This window comes from Roseateles sp. T103 (assembly GCF_057219915.1).
The window spans coordinates 29,056-49,931 of the sequence record NZ_JBXVVS010000007.1 but is presented as its reverse complement, the minus strand read 5'-3'; the positions used below and the strand labels follow the sequence as shown (position 1 = coordinate 49,931).

The window sequence follows — 20,876 nt, the reverse complement described above, 5'->3', positions numbered from 1 at the left end:
TTCATAGAAGTACTTGTCAGCGCTTGCGGTCGAAGCGCATTGCGCGGGCGAGACTGCGACGGTCACCACCCACCGGAGCATTCTCGAAGGCCTCATGCTTGCGGCCCTTGTCGACTTGCAGTTCCGGCACCGGCATGCGGCGCGGCTGGGTTTCGGTATGCTGCTGAGACTTCATGGTTGAACCCTTGTCGGTCTTTCGTCGCTCACTTCCGGCGACGTTTTGAGCTCTCAACGCCGGCTGTGCGGAGCCGGTTGACAGCCGCGACAAGGATTTTTCGACGCGCCCGCGCCCGGGCTCAGAAGCTCAGCTTGAAGCCCAGACTCAGCAGGTTCAGGCGCGGGGTTTCGCGCTGCCGGGCCACCGAGGCATTGAAGCTCCAGCTCGTGCTGGGCGACCAGCGCACACCCAGGCCCAGCCAGGGCTTGCTGCGCTCGGTGCCATAGACCTCGCCCATCCAGTCCAGCCCGCCGCCTTGCGCCCACTCGAGCGCCAGGTTCCAGGTTCTGCTGCTTTGGTGGGCGGTGCGGCTGTGCGTGAGCCCGGCATTGGCATGGCCGGTGAACCCGGCACCCAGCTCGGCGCTGGCGACCAGATTCAGGAAGCTCAGGTCGTGCCGCAGACCGACGTTCGGCGCTCGATGAGCGACCAGGCCCCAGGCCAGCGTCAGCGCCGTTCCCCCCTGCTCGGCGGTGACCAAACCGGTCTTGCCCAGCAGCGCCAGGTTCTGCTCGCTGCTGCCGCCTGTCCGCACCTGTCCCGCCGCCAGCGCCGCCTGCGAGTTCATGCCGATGCCGCAGCCCAGCTGTGTGAGCCATTCCGTCGCTCGGGGCGCGCCGGACTGGCGCGTCGACAGGGCGGCACTCTCCCATTCGCAATCTCGAGCCGTCAGCACGCCAGCGTCCTCGGTGACCAGGGGCCGGCCTGCCTGCGCGCCGGGCGACAGTAGCAAGAAGCTGGACATGCTCAGCGCGAGCAGGGCGGGATGGGAGCGGGAACGATGAACGAGCATGTCAGGGGTCGGTGGCGATGGCCGAAGCGACTCTTTATAGCGCAGGCGACAATGTGCAGACCGATTGATCAACGCCCCCATCTGCCATGTCCGTGCAACTCAAGAAGTCCGTCACGTCCGGCAGCAGCGTCGCCATCACCGTGGTCGACCGTGCTGCCTTCAAGACCCTGTCCGCCCAGCTGCCCGAGGCGACCCTGCGCTGGCTGGAGGCCACCGGCTTCAGCGCAGCGCCCGACAGCTTTGCCCTCGTTCCGGCCGCTGACGGCCGGCTGGGCCAGGTCTTCGCCGGCGTCGCCCATGCCAGCCACCCCTTCGCGCTGGCCGCGCTGCCGCAGGCCTTGCCCGAGAGCGACTATCACCTGGCCGAGGGCGGCCTGGCGCTGGACGCGGAAGCCGCAGCGCTGAGCTGGGAGCTGGGCTGCTACCAGTTCGACCTCTACAAGCCGCGCAAGCGCGCACCGGCGCGCTTGCAGCTGCCGACCAGCCCGGCAGCACAGCGTGGCGTCGCCCTGGCCACTGCGATGGCAGCCACCCGCGACCTGGTCAACACGCCGGCCGAGCACATGGGCCCGGAGGAGTTGGCCAAAGCCGCGCAGCTGCTGGCCAAGCAGCATGGCGCGAAGTTCAGCCAAATCGTCGGCGACGCGCTGCTGAAGAAGGGCTTTCCGGCGGTGCACGCCGTCGGCCGCGCCAGCACGCGCGCGCCGCGCCTGATCGAGCTGAACTGGGGCAAGGCCAAGGATCCGCTGATCGCCATCGTCGGCAAGGGCGTGTGCTTCGACACCGGCGGCCTGGACATCAAGCCCGCTGACGGCATGCGCCAGATGAAGAAGGACATGGGCGGCGCCGCCAACGCGCTGGGTCTGGCCACGCTGATCATGGCGCTGAAGCTGCCGGTGCGCCTGCAGCTGCTGATCCCGGCGGTGGAAAACGCGATCGCCGGCAACGCCTACCGCCCTGGTGACGTGATCAAGACCCGCAAGGGTCTGCACATCGAGATCGGCAATACCGACGCCGAAGGCCGCGTGGTGCTCAGCGACGCGCTGGCCTACGCCAGCGAATCCAAGCCCGAGCTGATCATCGACCTGGCCACGCTGACCGGCGCGGCCCGCGTGGCGCTGGGCGCACAGCTGCCGGCGTTGTTCAGCAAGCATCACGACACCGCGCGCGATCTGGTCGATCTGGGCATGAAGCTGGACGACCCGCTGTGGCACATGCCGCTGTGGGCACCCTACAAGAGCGGCATCGAGAGCACGATCGGCGACATCGTCAACACGGGCAAGAGCGCGCTGGCCGGCGCGATCAACGCGGCGCTGTTCCTCGAGTACTTCGTGCCCGAGAACCAGGACTGGCTGCACATCGACCTGTTCGCCTGGAACGACACGGCGCGTCCTGGCCGCCCGATCGGCGGCGAGGCGCAGACCATCCGCACGCTGCTGGCCTATCTGGAAGAGCGCTTCGCTGCTGCCTGATACTCAGCGGCCGGCCTGGATCCAGGCGGCCGCCCGTTCGGCGATCATCAGTGTCGGCGAGTTGGTGTTGCCGCTGGTGATGGTCGGCATCACGCTGGCGTCGACCACGCGCAAGCCGGCCACGCCGCGCACGCGCAGCTGCGGATCGAGCACCGCCATCGGGTCCTCGTCGCGACCCATCTTGCAGGTGCCCACCGGGTGGAAGATGGTCGTCGCGATGTCGCCGGCCAGGCGGGCGAGCTCCTCGTCGCTCTGGTACTGCGGGCCGGGCCTGAATTCCTCGGGCTGGTAGCGCGCCAGTGCGGGCTGCGCGACGATGCGCCGCGTCAGCCGCAGGCTGTCGGCGGCAATCTGGCGGTCCTCGTCGGTGCTCAGGTAGTTCGGCGCGATGGCCGGCGCCATGCCGGGGTCGGCCGAGCGGATCTGCACCGTGCCGCGGCTCGTCGGGTTCAGGTTGCAGACGCTGGCGGTGAAGGCATCGAAGCCGTGCAGCGGCTCGCCGAAGGCGTCCAGCGATAGCGGCTGCACGTGGTACTCCAGATCGGGCCAGGGCTTGGCCGAGCTGCTGCGCGTGAAGGCGCCCAATTGAGAGGGCGCCATGCTCATCGGGCCGCTGCGCGTCAGCGCATATTGCAGGCCGATCCTGGCCTTGCCGATCAGGCTGTTGGCCAGCGTGTTCAGCGTGCGCGTGCCCTTGACCTTGAAGACCGCGCGGATCTGCAGATGGTCCTGCAGATTGGCGCCGACACCGGGCATGTCGGCCTGCACCGCGATGCCATGCTGCTGCAGCAAGGCTGCCGGACCCAGCCCCGAGAGCTGCAGGATCTTCGGCGAGCCGATCGCACCGGCGGCCAGGATCACCTGGCCGCCCGGGTTGAGCAGCGCGGGTTGCGCGCCATGTGGCGTCTGCACCATCGCGCCGCCGCAGTGCAGCTGGCCGTCGATGCGCGTCAGTACCAGGCGCTGCACCTGGGCGCCGGTCCAGAGCTCGAAGTTGGGCCGGCCGAAACAGGTCGGGCGCAGGAAGGCCTTGGCGGTGTTCCAGCGCCAGCCCTTGCGCTGATTGACCTCGAAATAGCCGACGCCCTCGTTCGTGCCGCGGTTGAAGTCCTCGGTGGCGGGAATGCCGGCCTGCTGCGCTGCTTCGGCGAAGGCGTCGAGGATCTGCCAGGACAGGCGCTGGCGCTCGACGCGCCACTCGCCGCCATGGCCGTGCAGCGCGCGGAAGTCCTCGTTGGCCTGGCCGCCTTCATCCAGGCGCCAGTGGTTCTCATGCTGCTTGAACAGCGGCAGCACCTGCTCCCAGCGCCAGGCGTCCTCGTCGGTGGCATCGGCCCAGGCCTCGTAGTCGCGCGACTGGCCGCGCATATAGATCATGCCGTTGATGCTGGAACAGCCGCCCAGGACCTTGCCGCGTGGATAGCGCAGGCTGCGACCGTTCAGCCCGGCATCGGCCTCGGTCTGGTAAAGCCAGTCGGTGCGCGGGTTGCCGATGCAGTGCAGATAGCCGACTGGGATGTGAATCCAGTGGTAGTCGTCCTTGCCGCCGGCCTCCAGCAGCAGTACGCGCTTGGCGGGATCGGAACTCAGTCGGTTGGCGAGCAGGCAGCCGGCGGTGCCGGCGCCGACGATGATGTAGTCGAACATGGAGGGGGACGGCTTTGTCTCGTGTCGGTCTTGGGCGGCAGTTGGCCTCAGCGTGCGATGTGCGAGGCGAGCACCGGGAACAGCTTGGTCAGCCCGTCCGCCAGCAGCTCGACCGCCAGTGCCGCCAGGATCAGGCCCATCAGCCGGGTCATGATGTTGATGCCGGTCTGGCCCAGCGCGCGCGCAATGCGCCCTGCCATCGAGAACACGCCGAAGGTCGCCAGGGCCACGACCACGCCATAGCCAACCAGCACGCCCAGCTCCCACCAGTGGCGGGTCTTCTCGGCGTAGATCACCATTGTGGAGATCGTTGCCGGTCCGGTGAGCAGCGGGATGGTCAGGGGCACCACCGCGATGCTGGCTCCCGCGTCGGCCTTGGTCTCGCCCTCCGAGACGTCCTCCTTGCGCGCCTCGGCCGGCTGCGCATTGAGCATCTGCAGCGAGCTGATCAGCAGCAGCGTACCGCCGCCGACCTGGAAGCTGGCCAGCGAGATGCCGAAGAACTCGATCACCTTCAGGCCGGCCAGTGCGCTGACGGCAATGACGACGAAGGCGGTGAAAGCGCTCACCCGTATCGTGCGGCGGCGTTGCTCGCTGGTGAAGCTCTGCGTGAAGTGGATGAAGAAGGGCACGACGCCGATCGGATTGACGATGGCCAGCAGTGCGACCAGGGGCTTGTAGAGATCCATTGTCGAGATAGTGCCTCAGGCGTGCCGGGCTGGGTAGCGGGGAAGCCGGGTCAGGCGCTGGCGAGCTCGCGCAGATAGGCCAGACCCTGGCCGGCGCGCGGGCCGTACCAGCTGATCAGCTCGCCATCGACCAGCTGCACTCGCGCCCGCGGGCATAGCGCCTGCGCGGCGGCGAAGTGCCGCTCGGTGAAGCGGTAGGGCTCGGAACTCAGCAGCACGCGGTCGACCTGGTCCAGCCAGGGCTCGTCGCCTGCCAGCACCGGGTAACGTGCCACACCAGTCGCGCCGCCGGCGACTGCCGGCAGGCTCTGCCAGCCGACCTGCGCCAGCATGCGCGCGATATAGGTATCGCGCGCCACCGTCATCCAGGGCTCGCGCCAGATCAGGTAGAGCACGCGCTGCGCTGGCCAGGGCCGGCTGGCGCAGGCCGACAGCTCGTCGCGCAGGGCCAGGGCCAGTGTGCTCGCGCGCTCGCGCACACCGGGCAGATCGCCGAAGCTGCTGACGAGCTGTTCGAGCAGGTCCAGATTGTCCTCAGGCCCGAGCGGGTGGGTGACCAGGATGTGCGGCACGAACTCGCGCAGCGCCTCGACCGTGTCGCGGCGGTTCTCGTCCACATTGACCAGCACGTGGCTGGGTGCCAGCCGGCGCAGCGTGGCCAGGTCCACGTCCTTGGTGCCTCCGACCTTGGGCACGTCCAGCAACTCGGCACGCGGGTGAATGCAGAAACCGGTGCGCGCCACCAGCCAGGGCTTCAAGCCGAGAGCGACCAGCAGTTCGGTCAGGGAGGGCACGAGGCTGGCGATGCGCGGAGCGGCGTCGATCATGGGCACGGGCGGGGAGATGGCCGGGCATGTTAGCGGCTGCCTCACACCCCGAGCCGCGTGATGCCACTGCTAGGTGCACGCCCTGACCGGGTTTCCTCTCGGCACCGAAAAACAACAGTGAGGGCTGCACAGACGTGACGTGCTGGACGCATCACCCATAATCGGTGTACCTGTGTCTGGACGCCGCGCCTTCGCTTGAATGGTTCACGATGGGTTGGAGCTCCACATGGTTTTATTGGTATTGAAAGGGCTTCCCCATGGGAAACAAGCTATACGTGGGCAATCTGGCCTACAGCGTGCGTGACGAGTCTCTGCAAGAGGCGTTCTCGCAGTTCGGCACGGTGACTTCTGCGAAGGTCATGATGGACCGCGAAACCGGCCGCTCGAAGGGCTTCGGCTTTGTCGAGATGGGTTCGGACGCCGAGGCGCAAGCCGCCATCAACGGCATGAACGGCCAGGCTCTGGAAGGCCGTGCCATCGTCGTCAACGAGGCACGTCCTCGTGAAGAGCGTCCGGGCGGCTTCGGCGGCGGTCGTTCGGGTGGCGGCGGCTACGGCGGCGGTGGCCGCTCGGGTGGCGGCGGCTACGGCGGTGGCGGTGGCGGCTACGGCGGCGGTGGCCGTTCGGGCGGCGGCGGCTACGGCGGCGGCGGCGGTCGTTCGGGCGGCGGCGGCTACGGCGGCGGCGGCCGTTCTGGCGGCTACTGATCGCTGCACGGCAGGCCGCCAAGGTCAGCCGCAACGATGTGAACAAAGGCGCCTTCGGGCGCCTTTTGCATTGGTGGGCGACGCGCCGTCGCGACGCCGGCCCCCTTGCCTGACTTGACGCGCACAGCGGCCTGCGCTCAAGTCGGGGGCGGGTCGCTTGCAACGGAGATGGGCTGCCGATGGATGCACAGCGCAAGGAATGGCTCTGGGCACTGGCTTGGCTGGCGGCCGCTGTGCTGGCGGGCCTGCTGGTCGGGCTGGTGATGAAGTCCAGCGCCGAGCGTCAGCTGCGCGCGGATGCCGAGCACATCGCGCTGCAATACGCCAACTACCTGGCCGATACCACGCCGGGCCTGGATGCTCTTCTGGCCGGCAAGCCGGTGCAGGCCGAAACGCTGACCCAGCTGCGCCGGTTGCGGCGCGTCGGCGATGTGTTCCGCTTCAAGCTGTTCAACCGCGACGGCATACAGCTGCTGGTCAGCGACGATCTGGATCGCCGCGATGCCGAGGTCGTGCATCGTGGCATCAGCCTGGCAGAACACCAGGGCGCGGCGAACCGCGCGGTGCAGGACCTGGTGCTTTCCGGTCAGCGCCATATCGAGCTCAAGAGCGGCGCCGGCCAGGCGGACCGTCCGGCCGCCTATAGCGAAGCCTACGTGCCCGTACTGGCCGACGGCAAGTTGCTCGGCGTGGTCGAGGTCTATGTGGACCAGACCTCGCGGCAGGCGCACATCCGCAGCGCGACCTGGCAGAACGCATTGGCGCTGGTCGCCGCATTGCTCGCCCTGGGTCTGCTGGGTGCCTGGCGCCTGCTGATCCGCCAGCGCCGGCAGCGCGAGGATGCGGAGCGCATGCGCTACCTCACCGAGCATGATGCGCTCAGTGGGGCACTGAACCGCAGCAGCTTTCACGAGGCGCTGGTCGCAGCGCGGCTGCGCGCCGAGTCCGGTCAAGGCGGCTTCGCGGTGCTGAGCCTGGACCTGGACCACTTCAGGGACATCAACAGCAGCCTGGGCCATGCGGCTGGCGACGCGCTGCTGCGTGGCACCAGCGAACGGCTGCGCGAGGTGGTGCGCAGCGGCGACCTGGTGGCGCGGCTGGGCGGCGACGAGTTCGCCATCCTGCAGCACGAGGTGGACAGTCCGCTGGCGGTGCGTCGCCTGGCAGACCGTGTCGCCACGGCGCTGCAGCCGCCGTTTGAGCTGGAAGGGCGCACGCTGCGCTGCAGCGTCAGCATCGGTGCGGCGCTCTACGGGCTGGACGCCACCGATGTGGACGACCTGCAGCACAAGTCCGAGCTGGCACTGGAGCGTGTCAAGACCGGCGGCCATGGCGGCGGCTTTGGCTTCTACGACGCCATGCTGGACCAGCAGCTGCAGCAGCGGCGTACGCTGGCCGTGGATCTGCGTCAGGCGCTTGAGGGGGGCAACGGCGGCCTGACGCTGAACTACCAGCCGCTCTATGCCAGCGACGGGTGGACGCTGCTCGGCTACGAGACCCTGCTGCGCTGGCAGCATCCGCAGCGCGGGCCGATAGGCCCGGCGGAGTTCGTGCCGCTGGCCGAAGACCATGGCTTGATCGCAGCGCTGGGTCAGTGGGTGCTGGAGCAGGCCTGCCGCGAGGCGATGCGCTGGCCGGAAACCCTGTCGGTGGCGGTCAATCTCTCTCCGGCTCAGTTCAGCCAGGGCGACCTGGTGGCTGCGGTGCGCGCCGTGCTCGACGACACAGGGCTGGAACCGTGGCGGCTGGAGCTGGAAATCACCGAGCGCCTGCTGATGAACGACACCGAGCATGCGGTGCAGACCCTGAATCTGCTCTCGCTGTTGGGCGTGCGCATTGCGATGGACGACTTCGGCACTGGCTACTCGAGCCTGTCCTATCTGTGGCGCTTCCCTTTCGACAAGCTGAAGATCGACCGCGCCTTCACGCAGGCGCTTGCCGACGAGGTGAAGGCCAATCTGGTCGTGCGCTCCATCGTCTCGCTGGCGCACTCGCTGGAGATCCGCGTCAATGTCGAGGGCGTCGAGACCGAGCAGCAGCTGCGCGTGCTGCGCAAGCATGGTTGCGACGAGTTCCAGGGCTTCCTGCTCGGTCGGCCCATGCCGGCTGAAGCCTTGACGCACGCGAATGCGACCACGCAGCGCCCGGCGCCGCCGCGCAGCGCGGCCGACATCCGCGCCGAGCTGCCGACGATGCCGGCGCCGCTCTGATCCACCGGGCGTCCGCGCTCAGTACCAGAAGTCCTGGCTGTACTTGGCAAAGCACTCCCAGCCGCGCGAGAGCGCCGGCTCCTCGCGCGAGCGCGAACAGCCCAGGCTGAGCAGACGCCCCAGACCCTGACGGTGCTGGTAGAGCAGCGATTGCGCACGCTGCTGCGAGCCCTGCGCCGGCAAGACGCCTTCGGCCGCGCGCCGCAGCCCACCGGCCTGGACGATGGCGCGCAGCGAGTCGTGCGCGCTGAAGTGCCAGATGACGGCGGACTGGCTGGCCCATTCGCGCAGTCCGGCCGAGCCATCGGGCTTGGCGATGGTCGACCAGGCCAGATGCTGGTCCCACTCCAGGCCCATGCCGGCCGGCAGCGGCAGGCGCAGCATCGCCTTGGCGTTCAGCGCGCTGCCCCGGCCCAGGCGGTCGGCCTCGACATCGAGCCGCTGGCCGTGGACCAGCTCGGTCTCCAGATAGCCGAACCAGGGCGCCGGGTTCATCGCGAAACCCAGCGTCAGCGTGCGCGGCGCATGCAGCCGCCCGCCGCTGCGGGCGCGCTGCCGGTCCAGCCCCAGGTGGGTCCAGAGCTCGAACTGGCGGCTGCCGGTGAAGAAGAAACCCGGCTGGATCAGCGTGTCCACGCCCTCACCGGCGGGCACGCCGCGCGCCGGGTCGGCCAGGGTCTGCGTGCGCTGCAGCGTCAGGTCCCAGCTGAAGTCGTGCGGCTGCCAGCGCAGCTCGGTGCCCGGCACCGCGAAGTCCAGCGCGCCGGTGCGGCGCTGCAGCTGCCAGTGCAGGCGACGGATGCCGCTCTGGCTGACGAAGCCGTTGTCGTTGGCGAAGCGCGGGCTCAGCTCCTCCAGGTGCAGCTCGTGGTTCCAGGCCTCGACGCGGCGCCGGCCCTGCAGCCAGAGGTAGTGCCCTTGCTCGGGGCTCTGGCGCTGCAACCGGCCGTGCTCGTCGAAGCCGGCGCTGGTGTTCGAAAGCAGCAGGTGTCCGCGCAGGCTGGTCGCGTCATCGAGCTGCCGGCTGAAGTCGCTGCCCAGCATGCGATTCCAGCGGCCCTCGCCGTAGTCGCGCTGCGAGGCGAGCAGCGCCAGGCCCGTATGGCCCAGCTGATGGTGGGCGCGCACGAAGCTCGCCTGCGAGCCGGCGGGCTGCTCGAGCTGACGGGTCGCGAAGGCCGCCGGGCGCAGCACCTGCCCACCGCCACGGTCGTGCAGCGAGAGCATCGTCGCCTCGGCGTCGGCGCCGCGCCAGGTGGCGCGCAGGCCCCACAGCGGATCGGTGATCGCGCGCGAATAGAAGCCGGCGAGACCGCGCGGCGGCCCGCCGGGCGGCACCAGCGCCTGGCCGGTGACATCGCGGCTTTCCAGGAAGAACGACCGCTTCTCCTGCATGAACAGCGCATAGCGCGTGTTGCCGCCGAGCTGCGGCTCGTCGAGCTCCACCTGCGAGAAGTCGGGGCGCAGCGTCGCGTCCAGCACCCAGTCGGCGCGCGGGCGCCACTTCAGCGCCAGGCCCAGGTCGGCGGCGCTGCTGCTGGGGCCATCGGCGCGCTCGCGGCGCAGCGTCAGCTCCGGACGCAGCTGCAGAAAGCTGCGCTGGCGCGCGGCATCGATCAGGCCGTCGATGCCTGCCAGCGGCTGCAGCTCGGCGATCAGATGCAGCGAGTCCTGCGTCAAGGGCACGTTGACCCACAGCGCGTTGTCCTCGCGCGGCACATTGCGCGCCACCATCACGCGCCAGGCGGCGCCACCGACATACGGATAGCGCAGCTGCGCGAGCGGCCAGCGCAGCTCGACGCTGTAGCCATCAGGCAGGCGCTGCACGGCGGCCTGCACGTCGAAGTCGGTCGAGAAATCCTCGCTGTCGTCATGCGCGCTGTAGCTGCCGTCGGCGACGACGCCGTTGGCGCCGACGCGCACGAACTGCGCATGCTGCCGGCGTCCGATCGGATCGAGGAAAACGGCGACGAAATCCTGGTCGCGCTTGACCTGGTCGCGGCGCACCAGCGGCGCGCGGATGCGCGCGGCGTCGGGATCGTAGGCGCGGATGCCGAAGACCAGCGCCTGCTCGTCGGCGATCACCTGCACCGTGGTGCGCCAGCGCGCGGGCTGCTTGTCCTGCGGTTGGAGCTGCACGAAATTCTCCTGCAGCGGCGCGTCCCGCCAGGCGGCTTCATCGAGCCGACCGTCGATGCGCAGTCCGGCGTCGGGCCTATGTAGGGCACGCAGGGCCGCTTCCTCGGCAGCGGGGCGCCGGGCATCCGGTGGAGTTGCGGGTGCGGCCGATGCGGCCGCCAAAGCCAGGAGCAGGCTGATACCTGCCGGCAGGGTCTTGTAGGGGTTCATGATGAAGGTTCTGATCGACGCATTGCGCGTCTGGCTCACGGCATGCGCGTCCGCCAGGCCACAGGGGCGGGCATGGACGCGGCGGCAGGTGGCGCGGTGAGAGCGCCCCTAGCAGGGGTGCAGAACCTTCATCTCTTGTCTCCTCGATGCCGCACGGGCGTCTGGCCGGCGCGGCGGCGGCAAGTGTATGCGGGCCGCCGGTCCGGGCCCAAGCCCCCACGGACCGACTGTGGCATCAGTCGGACGCCGACTCTCGATGCTTGCGCGGCCTGCCGACGAGCAGGCGGTCGAACAGCGCGTTGGGCAGCAGGCGCAGCACGCCGCCGACCAGGCCCATCTGCCAGGGGATGGTGCGCTGGCTGGTGCCGGCTGCGATGGCGCGCGCCGCGCGTGTGGCAAAGGCTTCCGGCGTCATCAGGAAGGGCATCGCGTAGCGGTTGCGCCGCGTCAGCGGCGTGTCCACATAGCCGGGCAGCAGCGTGACGACCTTGACGCCATCGGGCCGGCACTCGCCGCGCAGGCTCTCGCAGTAACTGATCACCGCGGCCTTGCTGGAGCAGTAGGCCGCGTGGCCAGGCAGGCCGCGGATGCCGGCGACGCTGGCGATGCCGACCAGCGTGCCGCTGCCGCGCTCGCGCATCGGCGTGATGAAGGGCTGGAAGGTCGCCGCCAGGCCCAGATTGTTGGTCTCGTAGATGCGGCGCATCACCGCAAGGTCCTCGCGGATCGCGCTGTCGATGCCGATGCTGATGCCGGCATTGGCGATCACCACATCCGGCAGCCCCTGGGCCTGGATGCAGGCGGCACCTGCGGCGGCGGTGGCATCGAGGTCGCGCACGTCGACCGGGTAGATGGCATAACGGGCCGGGTCCATGCCTTGCTGACGCGCCCAGTCCTGCAGCGCTTCACCCCGGCGTGCCAGCAGCGCGAGGCGCCAGCCGGCGCGGTAGTAATGCTGGGCCAGCGCCTGGCCGATGCCGCTGGACGCACCGGTGATGTAGACGAGGCGCATGATGGGCTTTGCGCTTGGCGGGCCGTTCAGCGCCGCTGCGGCGGATTCTGGAAGCGTGCGCTGGTGTGTCCGCCGAGGCGCAGCTGGCCATTGAGATGGTTGTACTCGACGCTCTGCGCCTGCAGTTCGCCGCCGCCGGCCGAGCGCACGCGCATCGGCAGGTGCGAGCGCAGCAGCTCGCGGTTGAGAAAGGCGTGCACGAACTCGCCTTCGATCTCCAGCTGCGGTCGGCTGGCCAGCGTGCCACCCGGACCGGGCTCGAAGCGGCGCACGCGCACCTCGCCGAGCAGTTGCAGCTCGCTGCCATCGGCATTGCTGAGCGCGCGCAGCGCGGTGGCCTCGGTCAGCGCACCGTCGCTGCCCAGGCCGCGCAGGCGCACGGCGTCGATTTCCACCGTGTCGGTGTCCGGATAGTGACGAAGCTCGCGCCCTTCGATGCGAAAGCGCAGCGCGCCCTCCTTGTCGAAGCGCTGCAGCTCGAAGTCGTTCATGCGGTAGTCGGGCACGTGGCGCGGCGGCACCGCCTCGGTGGGGCTCTCGGGCGTCGGCGTGTTCTTCACCAGCCACCAGCTGCCCGCCGCGAGAAAGCCCATCAGCAGCACCGGCAGATAGGCCGACAGCACCGATTGAAGCTGCCACAGCCAGGCGCCGCGCGGCGGCGCGGCGCGGGCAGGCACGGGTGCGAGCGCCTTGGCCATCTCAGGGGCTGCTGCCGTCGAGGGTGTCCAGATGGCCGGCCAGCAGCGCGGCATAGCGGCCGGCGGCGATCAGCAGCAGGTCGCAGAACTCGCGGGCCGCGCCGTGGCCCGCCGGTGCGCTGGTGATGTGGTGGGCGATCGCCTTCACCTCGGCATGTGCCTGCTCCGGTGCGCAGGCGAAGCCGGCGCGGGCGAGCAGCGGCAGGTCGGGCCAGTCGTCGCCCATCGCCGCCACCTCACCCCAGCTCAGCCCCAGCTGCGCGAGCAAGGGCTGCGCGGCGGCGAGCTTGTCCTTGACGCCGTAGAGCGCATGCGTCAGCCCGAGATCGGCGATGCGGCGGCGCACCGCCGGCGAGTCGCGGCCGGTGATGACGATGGGCAGGATGCCGGCCTGCGCCAGCAGCTTCATGCCGTGGCCGTCCAGCGTCGCGAAGGCCTTGAACACCTCGCCCTGCTCGCCGATGTAGATGCGCCCGTCGGTCAGCACGCCATCGACGTCGAAGATCGCGGCCTTGATGCCCAGGCCCGGGCCCTGGGCCTTGAGCAGCAGCTCGGGCGGAAATGTCAGTGTGGCTCTCATCTTGTTTGCGCGGTCCGCACCCGCCCGGCCGCCCGAAGGGTGCGGCGGCCCCCGTGGGGGGTGGCGACCGAAGGGAGACCTGGGGGCCTCATATGACTTTCGCGCGCATCAGGTCGTTGATGCTGATCGCGCCCTGCAGCCGGCGCTCGGCGTCGGTGACCAGCACCAGCGTGATGCGCGCCTCTTCCATCAGGTCGGCGGCATCGACGGCCAGCGCCTCGGCGCCGACGGTGCGCGGCTGCTTGGTGGCCACGTCGCCGGCGCGCAGCGCGCGCAGGTCCTCGCCGCGCTCGATCAGGCGGCGCAGATCGCCGTCGGTGAAGATGCCTTGCACCTGGTCTTCGCCATCGACGATCACGGCGGCACCCAGGCCCTTGGCGGCCATCACGCGCAGCATGTCGGCGAAGGCGGTGTCCGGCGCGACGCGCGGCAGTGCGTCGCCGCTGCGCATCAGGTCGCGGACATGGGTCAGCAGCTTGCGGCCCAAAGCGCCGCCGGGATGCGAGCGTGCGAAGTCCTCGGGCTTGAAGCCGCGCGCATCGAGCAGCGCCACCGCCAGCGCATCGCCCAGCGCCATCTGCGCGGTGGTGCTGGCGGTCGGTGCCAGGTTCAGCGGGCAGGCTTCTTCGGCCACGCCGGAGTCCAGCACCAGCGTGGCATGGCGGGCCAGACTGGATTCGGCCCGGCCGGTCATTGCGATGATGGGCACGCCCAGGCGCTTGAGCACCGGCAGCACCGCGTTGAGCTCGTCGCTTTCGCCGGAATTGGACAGTGCCAGCACCACGTCGGACGCGGTGACCATGCCGAGGTCGCCATGGCTGGCTTCGGCGGGATGGACGAACAGCGCCGGCGTGCCGGTGGAGGCCAGCGTGGCAGCGATCTTGCGGCCCACATGGCCGCTCTTGCCCATGCCCATCACCGCGACGCGGCCGCGGCAATGCAGCACGGTGTGCACCGCCTGGGCGAAGGCATCGCCCAGACGCGGCGACAGCGATGTCAGCGCATCGGCCTCGATCTGCAGGGCGCGGCGCGCCATCTGCACGGCGCGGGCGGCATCGAAGGTAGTGGCTTGGCTCATGTCGGCCAGTGTAGCAACGGCCCCTCGTCGGCCCTGCCTAGAATGCCCCGCGCGGCGACAGTGCCGCCGTGAAGAACAAAGGCGTGAGGCGCAGATGCATGTTGCGGTGGTGGGGAGCGGATTCAGCGGTGTGGCCGTGGCCTGCCAGCTGCTGGCGAGGCTGCCCGCCGGCAGCCGGCTGAGCCTGTTCAACGCGTCCGGTGCGATGGCGCGCGGCCTGGCCTATGGCACGCAGTCGGACGAGCATGTGCTCAATGTGCCGGCGGCGCGCATGAGCCTCTATCCGGAGCGGCCCGCCCACTTCCTGCACTGGCTGCAGGCGCAGCAGGGGCTGGAGCTGCAGGGATCGGATTTCGTCTCGCGCCGGCTCTATGGACGCTATCTGCAGCACTGCCTGGAGCAGGCCGTGCGGGAGCATCCCGGCGTGAGCCTGCAGCAGCGCGTGGCGCGCATCGACCGTTTGCAGCGCCGGCCCGACGGGCGCGACGAGCTGAGCTGGCGTCCGGCCGCCGACCCCCGCGGGCTGGCCCGGGAGTGTTTCGATGCGGTGGTGCTGGCCCTCGGGCATTTCCCGCCGCGGCCGGCCCTGCCCGAGCTGGCCAGCCTGGGCGCAGCGCTCTATGCCAACGACCCCTGGGACGCCCAGGCGCTGGCGGGACTGCCGGCCGAGGCGCCGTTGCTGCTGGTCGGCACCGGCCTGACGATGCTGGACGTGCTGCTGTCGCTGCAGCGTCGCGGCCACCGGGGGCCGGTGCTGGCGCTATCGCGGCGCGGCCTGCTGCCGCTGGGCCACCGCGACAACGAGCTGCCACCGCCGGACTGGGTGTTGAGCGCGGCGCTGCTCGAACCTGGCTTGGGCCTGCGCGAGCGGCTCCATCGCCTGCGTGCCGAGGTGCGCGCAGCGGTGGCGGCAGGCCACGACTGGCGCGATGTGTTCGGTGCACTGCGCGCGCACACGCCGGCGCTGTGGCAGCAGCTCTCGCTGGCCGACCGGGCTCGCTTCCTGCGCCATCTGCAGGTGTATTGGGATGTGCATCGCCACCGCGCCGCGCCGGCGGCGATCGCGCAGCTGCAGGTGCTGCGCGCGAGCGGCCAGCTGCAGCTGCATGCGGGTCGCCTGCGTGCGGTCGAGCCGACCCCGGACGGTCGGCTGCGCGTGCGCTGGACGGCGCGCGGCGATACCGGCCCGCGGGTCTTCACCGCGGCGCGTATCGTCAACTGCTCGGGGCCGGGCAGCCGCGTCGATGCGCGCAGCTCGCCGCTGCTGTGGCAGCTGCAGCAGCAGGGCGAGTTGCTGCCCTGCCCGCTGGGCCTGGGCCTGCGCGTCGATGCGCAGTGGCATCTGCTCGACGCGCAGGGCCGGTCGCAGCCGCGGCGCTTCTATCTCGGCCCGCTGCTCAGGGCCGACTACTGGGAAGCCACGGCCGTGCCCGAGCTGCGCGTGCATGCGCAGCAGCTGGCCGAGACGATCGTGCAGTCGCTCGCACTGACCTGAGGCTGCGAGCCCGGCCGGCGCAGTGTCCGCTTGAAGGTCGACGAGACTGACGCTACGGAGGCCCGATAGGGCCGACTCGTCCAGCGGAGCCCCGAGATCCGGCTTTGCCGGTCTCTGGGGCTCGCCCCCTTGAGGGGGCCGGCGCAGCCGGTAGGGGGTGGGTCAGGGATACAGCCCGCGCTGCACGCGCGCTTCCAGCACGCGGGTGCAGGCCACCGTGAACGCGGCGGTGCGCAGCGGGATGCGATGCTGCTCCGAGGTTTCCCAGATGCCCTTGAAGGCTCCGATCATGATCTTGTCCAGGCGGACATTGATCTCGTCTTCGGTCCAGAAGAAGCTGGAGAAGTCCTGCACCCATTCGAAATAGGACACCGTCACGCCGCCGGCATTGGCGATCACGTCGGGCACGACGATGATGCCGCGCTCGGCCAGCACGGCATCGCCGTCGGGCGTGGTCGGGCCGTTGGCGCCCTCGAGCACCAGGCGGGTGTGGATGCGCTGGGCGCGCTCGGCGCTGATCTGACCTTCCAGTGCCGCGGGGATCAGCACATCGGTCTTCACGTCCCAGAAGTTCTCGTTGGCGATGCTGTCGGCCCCCTTGAAGCCGGCCACGCCATGGGTCTTGGCCACATGGTCGAGCAGATCGCTCATGTCCAGGCCGTTCTCGTTGAGGATGGTGCCGGTGTGGTCCTGCACCGCGACGATCTTGGCGCCGTTGGCAGCGAACATCTTCGCCGCCACCGAGCCCACATTGCCGAAGCCCTGCACCGCGACGCGTGCGCCTTCCATCGGGATGTTGAGTCGGCGCATCGCCTCGCGGCCGACGACGAACACGCCGCGGCCGGTCGCGGCCACGCGGCCCAGCGAGCCGCCCAGCGGGATGGGCTTGCCGGTGACGACGCCGGTCGCGGTGGCGCCGGTGTTCATCGAGTAGGTGTCCATCATCCAGGCCATGATCTGGCTGTTGGTGTTCATGTCCGGGGCCGGGATGTCCTGCGTGGGGCCGATGATGATGCCGATCTCGCTGGTGTAGCGGCGGGTGATCTTCTCCAGCTCCTTCATCGACAGCTGCGAGGGGTCGACGCGGATGCCGCCCTTGGCGCCGCCGTAGGGCAGGTTCACCGCGGCGTTCTTGATCGTCATCCACGCCGATAGCGCCATCACCTCTTCGAGCGTGACATCCGGGTGGTAGCGCACGCCGCCCTTGCCGGGGCCGCGCGTCAGGCTGTGCTGGACGCGATAGCCCTCGAAGTGCGCGATGGTGCCGTTGTCCAGCTCGATGGGGATGTCGACGATCAGGCAGCGCTTGGGGCGCCTCAGGGTTTCCACCCAGCGGGCCAGGTTGCCGAGGTAGGGCTCGACGGCGTCGATCTGGGACAGATAGGTCCCCCAGGGGCTGTTCCGCGTTGGCGAAACGAAGGACAGATTGGGCATTGTGTGCTCCGTTGTTTTCGGTGGCGCGAACGGTATCGCGAAGCGGCCATCGCGCGCCAGAGCCTGGCCAAGCCTTGTGCTCATGCTTCCATGCGCCTTGCGCATAGCTGCGCCGGGGCGGCCCTTAACATCGGGGGCATGACCTCGCTGGACCTGGCCCTGCTCTATCTCGTTGCCGCTGTCGCCGGCGTGGTGATCTGCCGTTCGCTGAAGCTGCCGCCGATGCTGGGCTATCTGGTGGTCGGCGTGCTGATCGGGCCCAATGCGCTCGCGCTGGCCAAGGACACCGCCAGCATCCGCTATCTGGCCGAGTTCGGCGTGGTCTTCCTGATGTTCGTCATCGGGCTGGAATTCAACCTGCCCAAGCTGCGCAGCATGCGCTCGCTGGTCTTCGGCCTGGGGCTGCTGCAGGTGCTGATCACGGTGGTGGGCACCATGCTGGGCAACGTCATGCTCGACCACCTGGCGGCATGGATGGGTGTGCAGTGGGAGCTGTCCTGGCAGGGCTCACTGGTGCTGGGCGCAGCCATGGCGATGAGCTCCACCGCCATCGTCGTCAAGCTGATGGCCGAGCGGCTGGAGCTGGAGAGCGAGCACGGCCGGCGCGTCATCGCAGTGCTGATCTTCCAGGACCTGGCGGTGGTGCCGTTGTTGGTGCTGATCCCGGCGCTGGATGGCAGCGGCAGCGAGATGCTGACATCGCTCGGACTGGCCACGCTGAAGGCGGCCGTGCTGCTGGGCCTGCTGTTCTGGGGCGGGCAGAAGGTGATGCGCTGGTGGCTGACGCTGGTGGCGCGGCGCAAGAGCGACGAGCTCTTCATGCTCAACCTGCTGCTGGTCACACTGGGCCTGGCCTGGCTGACCGAGCACGCCGGGCTCTCGCTGGCGCTGGGCGCCTTCGTCGCCGGCATGCTGATCGCCGAGACCGAATACAAGCACCAGGTGGAGACCGACATCCGGCCCTTCCACGACGTGCTGCTGGGCCTGTTCTTCATCACCATCGGCATGAAGCTCGACTGGCGCCCGGTGCTGGAGCAGTGGCCGCTGGTGCTGGTGCTGACCCTGGTGCCGGTGCTGGTCAAGTTCGTGCTGATCGCCGGGCTGACGTGGCTGTTCAAGGCACCCACTGGCGTGTCCTTGCGCACCGGCCTGTACCTCGCGCAGGCGGGCGAGTTCGGCTTCGTGCTGCTGACGCTGGGCATGCAGCAGCAGCTGATCGCGCCGCAATGGGTGAGCCCGGTGCTGGCGAGCATGGTGCTGTCGATGCTGGCCACGCCCTTGCTCTTCATGTATGCCAACGCCATCGTGATGAAGCTCTCGGCCAACGACTGGCTGATGCAGTCGGTGGCGCTGACCTCGATCGCGAAGAAGTCCATCAAGACCCAGGCGCACGTGATCATCTGCGGCTACGGCCGCAGCGGCCAGAACCTGGCGCGCATGCTCGACAAGGAGCAGATCCCCTACATGGCGCTGGACCTGGACCCGGACCGCGTGCGCCAGGCGGCGGCCGCCGGGCAGAGCGTGGTCTTTGGCGACGCCGCCCGGCTGCAGAGCCTGATGGCGGCCGGTCTGGCTCGCGCCAGCGCGGTGGTGGTGTCCTATCACGACACCCCCTCGGCCTTGAAGATCCTGCAGCTGGTGCGCTCGCATGCGCCGCAGGTGCCGGTGGTGGTGCGCACCATCGACGACACCGATCTGGAAAAGCTGCGCGCCGCCGGCGCCACCGAGGTGGTGCCCGAGGCGATCGAAGGCTCGCTGATGCTGGCCAGCCATGCGCTGGTGCTGGTGGGGGTGCCGATGCGCCGGGTGATCCGCCTGACGCAGGACGCGCGCGATGCGCGCTACGGCCTGCTGCGCGGCTATTTCCACGGCGCCGACGACGACACCATCGAGGAGCGTCAGCAGGAGCGACTTACTTCGGTGACGTTGCCGCAGGCCAGCCCCTTTGCGGGCAGGCGCCTGGATGAGCTGGCCCTGCACGCCACCGGCGTGGGCGTGGTCTCGGTGCGCCGCGCCAGTGGCGCGGTGGTGGCTGCCGGGGACGATCAGCTGCTGGCCGGCGGCGACACCCTGGTGCTCTCGGGCCTGCCCGAGGCGCTGGCGCTGGCCGAAGAGAAGCTGCTGCGCGCCTGAGCGCTCGACTGGCCGGCCGGGCTGTCGCGCAGGCGGCAGGCAGGCCGGCGGGCTTGCCGCACACTGCATGCATGGCGGCGCTGCGGTCGCATGCCGCGTCAGACGCAAAGAAGGAAGTCTTCCACCATGCACTTCGACTACAGCCCCAAGGTCCAGGAAATGCGCGAGCGCCTGCTCGCCTTCTTCGACGAACACATCTACCCCAACGAGCGCCGCTTCGCCGAAGAGGTGGAGGCCAACCGCCGCGCCGGCAATGCCTGGATCCCGACCCAGCTGATCGAGGAGCTCAAGCCCAAGGCGCGCGCCGCCGGGCTGTGGAACCTGTTCCTGCCGCGCTCGCCGCGTGCGCCCGAAGGCCTGTCCAATCTGGAATACGCACCGCTGTGCGAGATCATGGGCCGCGTGTTCTGGGCCGCCGAGGTGTTCAACTGCTCGGCGCCCGACACCGGCAATATGGAGACCATCGAGCGCTACGGCACCGAGGCGCAGAAGGACCAGTGGCTGGAGCCGCTGCTCAAGGGCGAGATCCGCTCGGCCTTCCTGATGACCGAGCCGGCCGTGGCCTCCAGCGACGCGACGAATATCGAGTGCTCGATCGTGCGCGACGGTGACGAATACGTGATCAACGGCCGCAAGTGGTGGTCCTCCGGTGCCGGCGACCCGCGCTGCAAGATCTTCATCGTGATGGGCAAGACCGACCCCGAGGCCGGCCGCCACGAGCAGCAGTCGATGATCCTCGTGCCTGCCGACACCCCGGGCGTGCGCGTGATCCGTCCGCTGACGGTGTTCGGCTACGACGACGCGCCGCACGGCCATATGGAGATCGAGCTGAAGGACGTGCGCGTGCCGGCCAGCAGCATCCTGCTCGGCGAAGGCCGCGGCTTCGAGATCGCCCAGGGCCGCCTCGGCCCGGGCCGCATCCACCACTGCATGCGCTCGATCGGCGCCGCCGAGCGCGCGCTGGAGCTGCTGTGCCAGCGCGCCATCTCGCGCACTGCCTTCGGCAAGACCATCGCCCAGCAGACCGTCACGCAGGAGCGCATCGCCGAGGCGCGCTGCAGCATCGAGCAGGCTCGCCTGCTGACGCTGAAGGCCGCCTACATGATGGACACGGTGGGCAACAAGGTCGCCAAGGCCGAGATCGCGATGATCAAGATCGTCGCGCCGAACATGGCGCTCAAGGTCATCGACTGGGCGATGCAGGTCTACGGCGGCGCGGGCGTTTCCGACGACACGCCGCTGGCCTATATGTGGGCGCTGCAGCGCACGCTGCGCTTCGCCGACGGCCCGGACGAGGTGCACCGCAATATGCTGGCCAAGCTGGAGCTGGCGCGGCACATGAAGCTGCCGACCGACAAGGTGCAGGTGCCGATCACGCGCGGCGCCTGAGCACGGCTTCGCGTTTGAACGCATAGCGTCGTTGCTTTGCCTCGCCGTGCCAGAGCACTGTCTTCGGCTTTGCGCCTAGTGTCCTGAGTTCGAAGTTCATCGAACAAATTTGCTGTGCACAGAGCGCAGGAGGGTGGGCAGGCCCG

General features: G+C 69.4%; 17 protein-coding genes. 6 read left to right on the top strand and 11 right to left on the bottom strand.

The annotated features are described in order from the left end of the window. Positions 1–16 precede the first annotated feature (16 nt). Together AC2EBS_RS17240 and AC2EBS_RS17235 are read right to left on the bottom strand one after the other, a co-directional pair. Positions 17–175, bottom strand: coding sequence for a hypothetical protein (locus AC2EBS_RS17240; RefSeq protein WP_484729687.1), 159 nt, complete (start codon positions 173–175; stop codon positions 17–19). Between the two features lie 121 nt (positions 176–296). Further along, entirely contained in the window at positions 297–962 is a 666-nt protein-coding gene (locus AC2EBS_RS17235; RefSeq protein ID WP_484729686.1) for a hypothetical protein, read from the bottom strand. A 134-nt stretch (positions 963–1,096) separates the two neighbouring features. Between AC2EBS_RS17235 and AC2EBS_RS17230 the strand changes: the two genes are divergently transcribed. Beyond that, the gene (locus tag AC2EBS_RS17230) at positions 1,097–2,482 is read left to right on the top strand and encodes a leucyl aminopeptidase family protein (RefSeq protein WP_484729685.1); all 1,386 of its coding nucleotides are present in this window, start codon (positions 1,097–1,099) and stop codon (positions 2,480–2,482) included. Positions 2,483–2,485: 3 nt separating this feature from the next. Here AC2EBS_RS17230 and AC2EBS_RS17225 read toward each other — a convergent pair whose 3' ends face one another. From AC2EBS_RS17225 to AC2EBS_RS17215, 3 genes are read right to left on the bottom strand one after another with little or no spacing between them, the layout of a single operon-like run. Then, positions 2,486–4,129, bottom strand: coding sequence for a GMC family oxidoreductase (locus AC2EBS_RS17225; protein ID WP_484729684.1), 1,644 nt, complete (start codon positions 4,127–4,129; stop codon positions 2,486–2,488). Between the two features lie 47 nt (positions 4,130–4,176). Next, positions 4,177–4,818, bottom strand: coding sequence for a MarC family protein (locus tag AC2EBS_RS17220; protein ID WP_484729683.1), 642 nt, complete (start codon positions 4,816–4,818; stop codon positions 4,177–4,179). 50 nt (positions 4,819–4,868) lie between these two features. Further along, positions 4,869–5,645: a helical backbone metal receptor gene (locus AC2EBS_RS17215; RefSeq protein ID WP_484729682.1), complete on the bottom strand. Its 777-nt coding sequence runs from the start codon at positions 5,643–5,645 to the stop codon at positions 4,869–4,871. A gap of 257 nt (positions 5,646–5,902) precedes the next feature. Between AC2EBS_RS17215 and AC2EBS_RS17210 the strand changes: the two genes are divergently transcribed. Further along, positions 5,903–6,352: an RNA recognition motif domain-containing protein gene (locus AC2EBS_RS17210; RefSeq protein WP_484729681.1), complete on the top strand. Its 450-nt coding sequence runs from the start codon at positions 5,903–5,905 to the stop codon at positions 6,350–6,352. A gap of 179 nt (positions 6,353–6,531) precedes the next feature. Then, entirely contained in the window at positions 6,532–8,562 is a 2,031-nt protein-coding gene (locus tag AC2EBS_RS17205; protein ID WP_484729680.1) for a putative bifunctional diguanylate cyclase/phosphodiesterase, read from the top strand. Between the two features lie 18 nt (positions 8,563–8,580). Here the strand turns inward: AC2EBS_RS17205 and AC2EBS_RS17200 are convergent, their stop codons facing one another. From AC2EBS_RS17200 to AC2EBS_RS17180, 5 genes are all read right to left on the bottom strand, one after another. Continuing rightward, complete coding sequence (locus AC2EBS_RS17200) at positions 8,581–10,950, bottom strand: carbohydrate binding family 9 domain-containing protein (RefSeq protein WP_484729679.1); 2,370 nt, start codon at positions 10,948–10,950, stop codon at positions 8,581–8,583. A gap of 196 nt (positions 10,951–11,146) precedes the next feature. Then, positions 11,147–11,923 carry an SDR family oxidoreductase gene (locus AC2EBS_RS17195; RefSeq protein ID WP_484729678.1) on the bottom strand — a complete coding sequence of 259 codons (777 nt, stop codon included), beginning with the start codon at positions 11,921–11,923 and terminating at the stop codon, positions 11,147–11,149. Between the two features lie 26 nt (positions 11,924–11,949). Then, positions 11,950–12,621: an LPS export ABC transporter periplasmic protein LptC gene (gene lptC, locus AC2EBS_RS17190; protein WP_484729677.1), complete on the bottom strand. Its 672-nt coding sequence runs from the start codon at positions 12,619–12,621 to the stop codon at positions 11,950–11,952. A 1-nt stretch (position 12,622) separates the two neighbouring features. Then, positions 12,623–13,201: a KdsC family phosphatase gene (locus AC2EBS_RS17185; RefSeq protein ID WP_484729676.1), complete on the bottom strand. Its 579-nt coding sequence runs from the start codon at positions 13,199–13,201 to the stop codon at positions 12,623–12,625. Positions 13,202–13,289: 88 nt separating this feature from the next. Then, positions 13,290–14,279: a KpsF/GutQ family sugar-phosphate isomerase gene (locus AC2EBS_RS17180; protein WP_484729675.1), complete on the bottom strand. Its 990-nt coding sequence runs from the start codon at positions 14,277–14,279 to the stop codon at positions 13,290–13,292. A gap of 94 nt (positions 14,280–14,373) precedes the next feature. Here AC2EBS_RS17180 and AC2EBS_RS17175 point away from each other — a divergent pair, with 94 nt between their 5' ends. Beyond that, the gene (locus AC2EBS_RS17175) at positions 14,374–15,774 is read left to right on the top strand and encodes an FAD/NAD(P)-binding protein (RefSeq protein WP_484729674.1); all 1,401 of its coding nucleotides are present in this window, start codon (positions 14,374–14,376) and stop codon (positions 15,772–15,774) included. 162 nt (positions 15,775–15,936) lie between these two features. Here the strand turns inward: AC2EBS_RS17175 and AC2EBS_RS17170 are convergent, their stop codons facing one another. Beyond that, positions 15,937–17,208: a Glu/Leu/Phe/Val family dehydrogenase gene (locus AC2EBS_RS17170; protein WP_484729673.1), complete on the bottom strand. Its 1,272-nt coding sequence runs from the start codon at positions 17,206–17,208 to the stop codon at positions 15,937–15,939. A gap of 138 nt (positions 17,209–17,346) precedes the next feature. On the opposite strand from AC2EBS_RS17170, the gene AC2EBS_RS17165 reads away from it, so the two are divergent. Together AC2EBS_RS17165 and AC2EBS_RS17160 are read left to right on the top strand one after the other, a co-directional pair. Beyond that, positions 17,347–19,341 (top strand): monovalent cation:proton antiporter family protein, encoded by a 1,995-nt coding sequence (locus tag AC2EBS_RS17165; RefSeq protein WP_484729672.1) that lies wholly within the window; start codon positions 17,347–17,349, stop codon positions 19,339–19,341. A gap of 126 nt (positions 19,342–19,467) precedes the next feature. Continuing rightward, positions 19,468–20,730 carry an acyl-CoA dehydrogenase family protein gene (locus AC2EBS_RS17160; RefSeq protein WP_484729671.1) on the top strand — a complete coding sequence of 421 codons (1,263 nt, stop codon included), beginning with the start codon at positions 19,468–19,470 and terminating at the stop codon, positions 20,728–20,730. Positions 20,731–20,876 lie beyond the last annotated feature (146 nt).

Bases quoted from the DNA above. Each gene is read 5' to 3' on its own strand.
- AC2EBS_RS17240 (WP_484729687.1), bottom strand. From the start codon at position 175: ATGAAGTCTCAGCAGCATACCGAAACCCAGCCGCGCCGCATGCCGGTG.
- AC2EBS_RS17235 (WP_484729686.1), bottom strand. From the start codon at position 962: ATGTCCAGCTTCTTGCTACTGTCGCCCGGCGCGCAGGCAGGCCGGCCC.
- AC2EBS_RS17230 (WP_484729685.1), top strand. From the start codon at position 1,097: ATGTCCGTGCAACTCAAGAAGTCCGTCACGTCCGGCAGCAGCGTCGCC.
- AC2EBS_RS17225 (WP_484729684.1), bottom strand. From the start codon at position 4,129: ATGTTCGACTACATCATCGTCGGCGCCGGCACCGCCGGCTGCCTGCTC.
- AC2EBS_RS17220 (WP_484729683.1), bottom strand. From the start codon at position 4,818: ATGGATCTCTACAAGCCCCTGGTCGCACTGCTGGCCATCGTCAATCCG.
- AC2EBS_RS17215 (WP_484729682.1), bottom strand. From the start codon at position 5,645: ATGATCGACGCCGCTCCGCGCATCGCCAGCCTCGTGCCCTCCCTGACC.
- AC2EBS_RS17210 (WP_484729681.1), top strand. From the start codon at position 5,903: ATGGGAAACAAGCTATACGTGGGCAATCTGGCCTACAGCGTGCGTGAC.
- AC2EBS_RS17205 (WP_484729680.1), top strand. From the start codon at position 6,532: ATGGATGCACAGCGCAAGGAATGGCTCTGGGCACTGGCTTGGCTGGCG.
- AC2EBS_RS17195 (WP_484729678.1), bottom strand. From the start codon at position 11,923: ATGCGCCTCGTCTACATCACCGGTGCGTCCAGCGGCATCGGCCAGGCG.
- lptC (WP_484729677.1), bottom strand. From the start codon at position 12,621: ATGGCCAAGGCGCTCGCACCCGTGCCTGCCCGCGCCGCGCCGCCGCGC.
- AC2EBS_RS17185 (WP_484729676.1), bottom strand. From the start codon at position 13,201: ATGAGAGCCACACTGACATTTCCGCCCGAGCTGCTGCTCAAGGCCCAG.
- AC2EBS_RS17180 (WP_484729675.1), bottom strand. From the start codon at position 14,279: ATGAGCCAAGCCACTACCTTCGATGCCGCCCGCGCCGTGCAGATGGCG.
- AC2EBS_RS17175 (WP_484729674.1), top strand. From the start codon at position 14,374: ATGCATGTTGCGGTGGTGGGGAGCGGATTCAGCGGTGTGGCCGTGGCC.
- AC2EBS_RS17170 (WP_484729673.1), bottom strand. From the start codon at position 17,208: ATGCCCAATCTGTCCTTCGTTTCGCCAACGCGGAACAGCCCCTGGGGG.
- AC2EBS_RS17165 (WP_484729672.1), top strand. From the start codon at position 17,347: ATGACCTCGCTGGACCTGGCCCTGCTCTATCTCGTTGCCGCTGTCGCC.
- AC2EBS_RS17160 (WP_484729671.1), top strand. From the start codon at position 19,468: ATGCACTTCGACTACAGCCCCAAGGTCCAGGAAATGCGCGAGCGCCTG.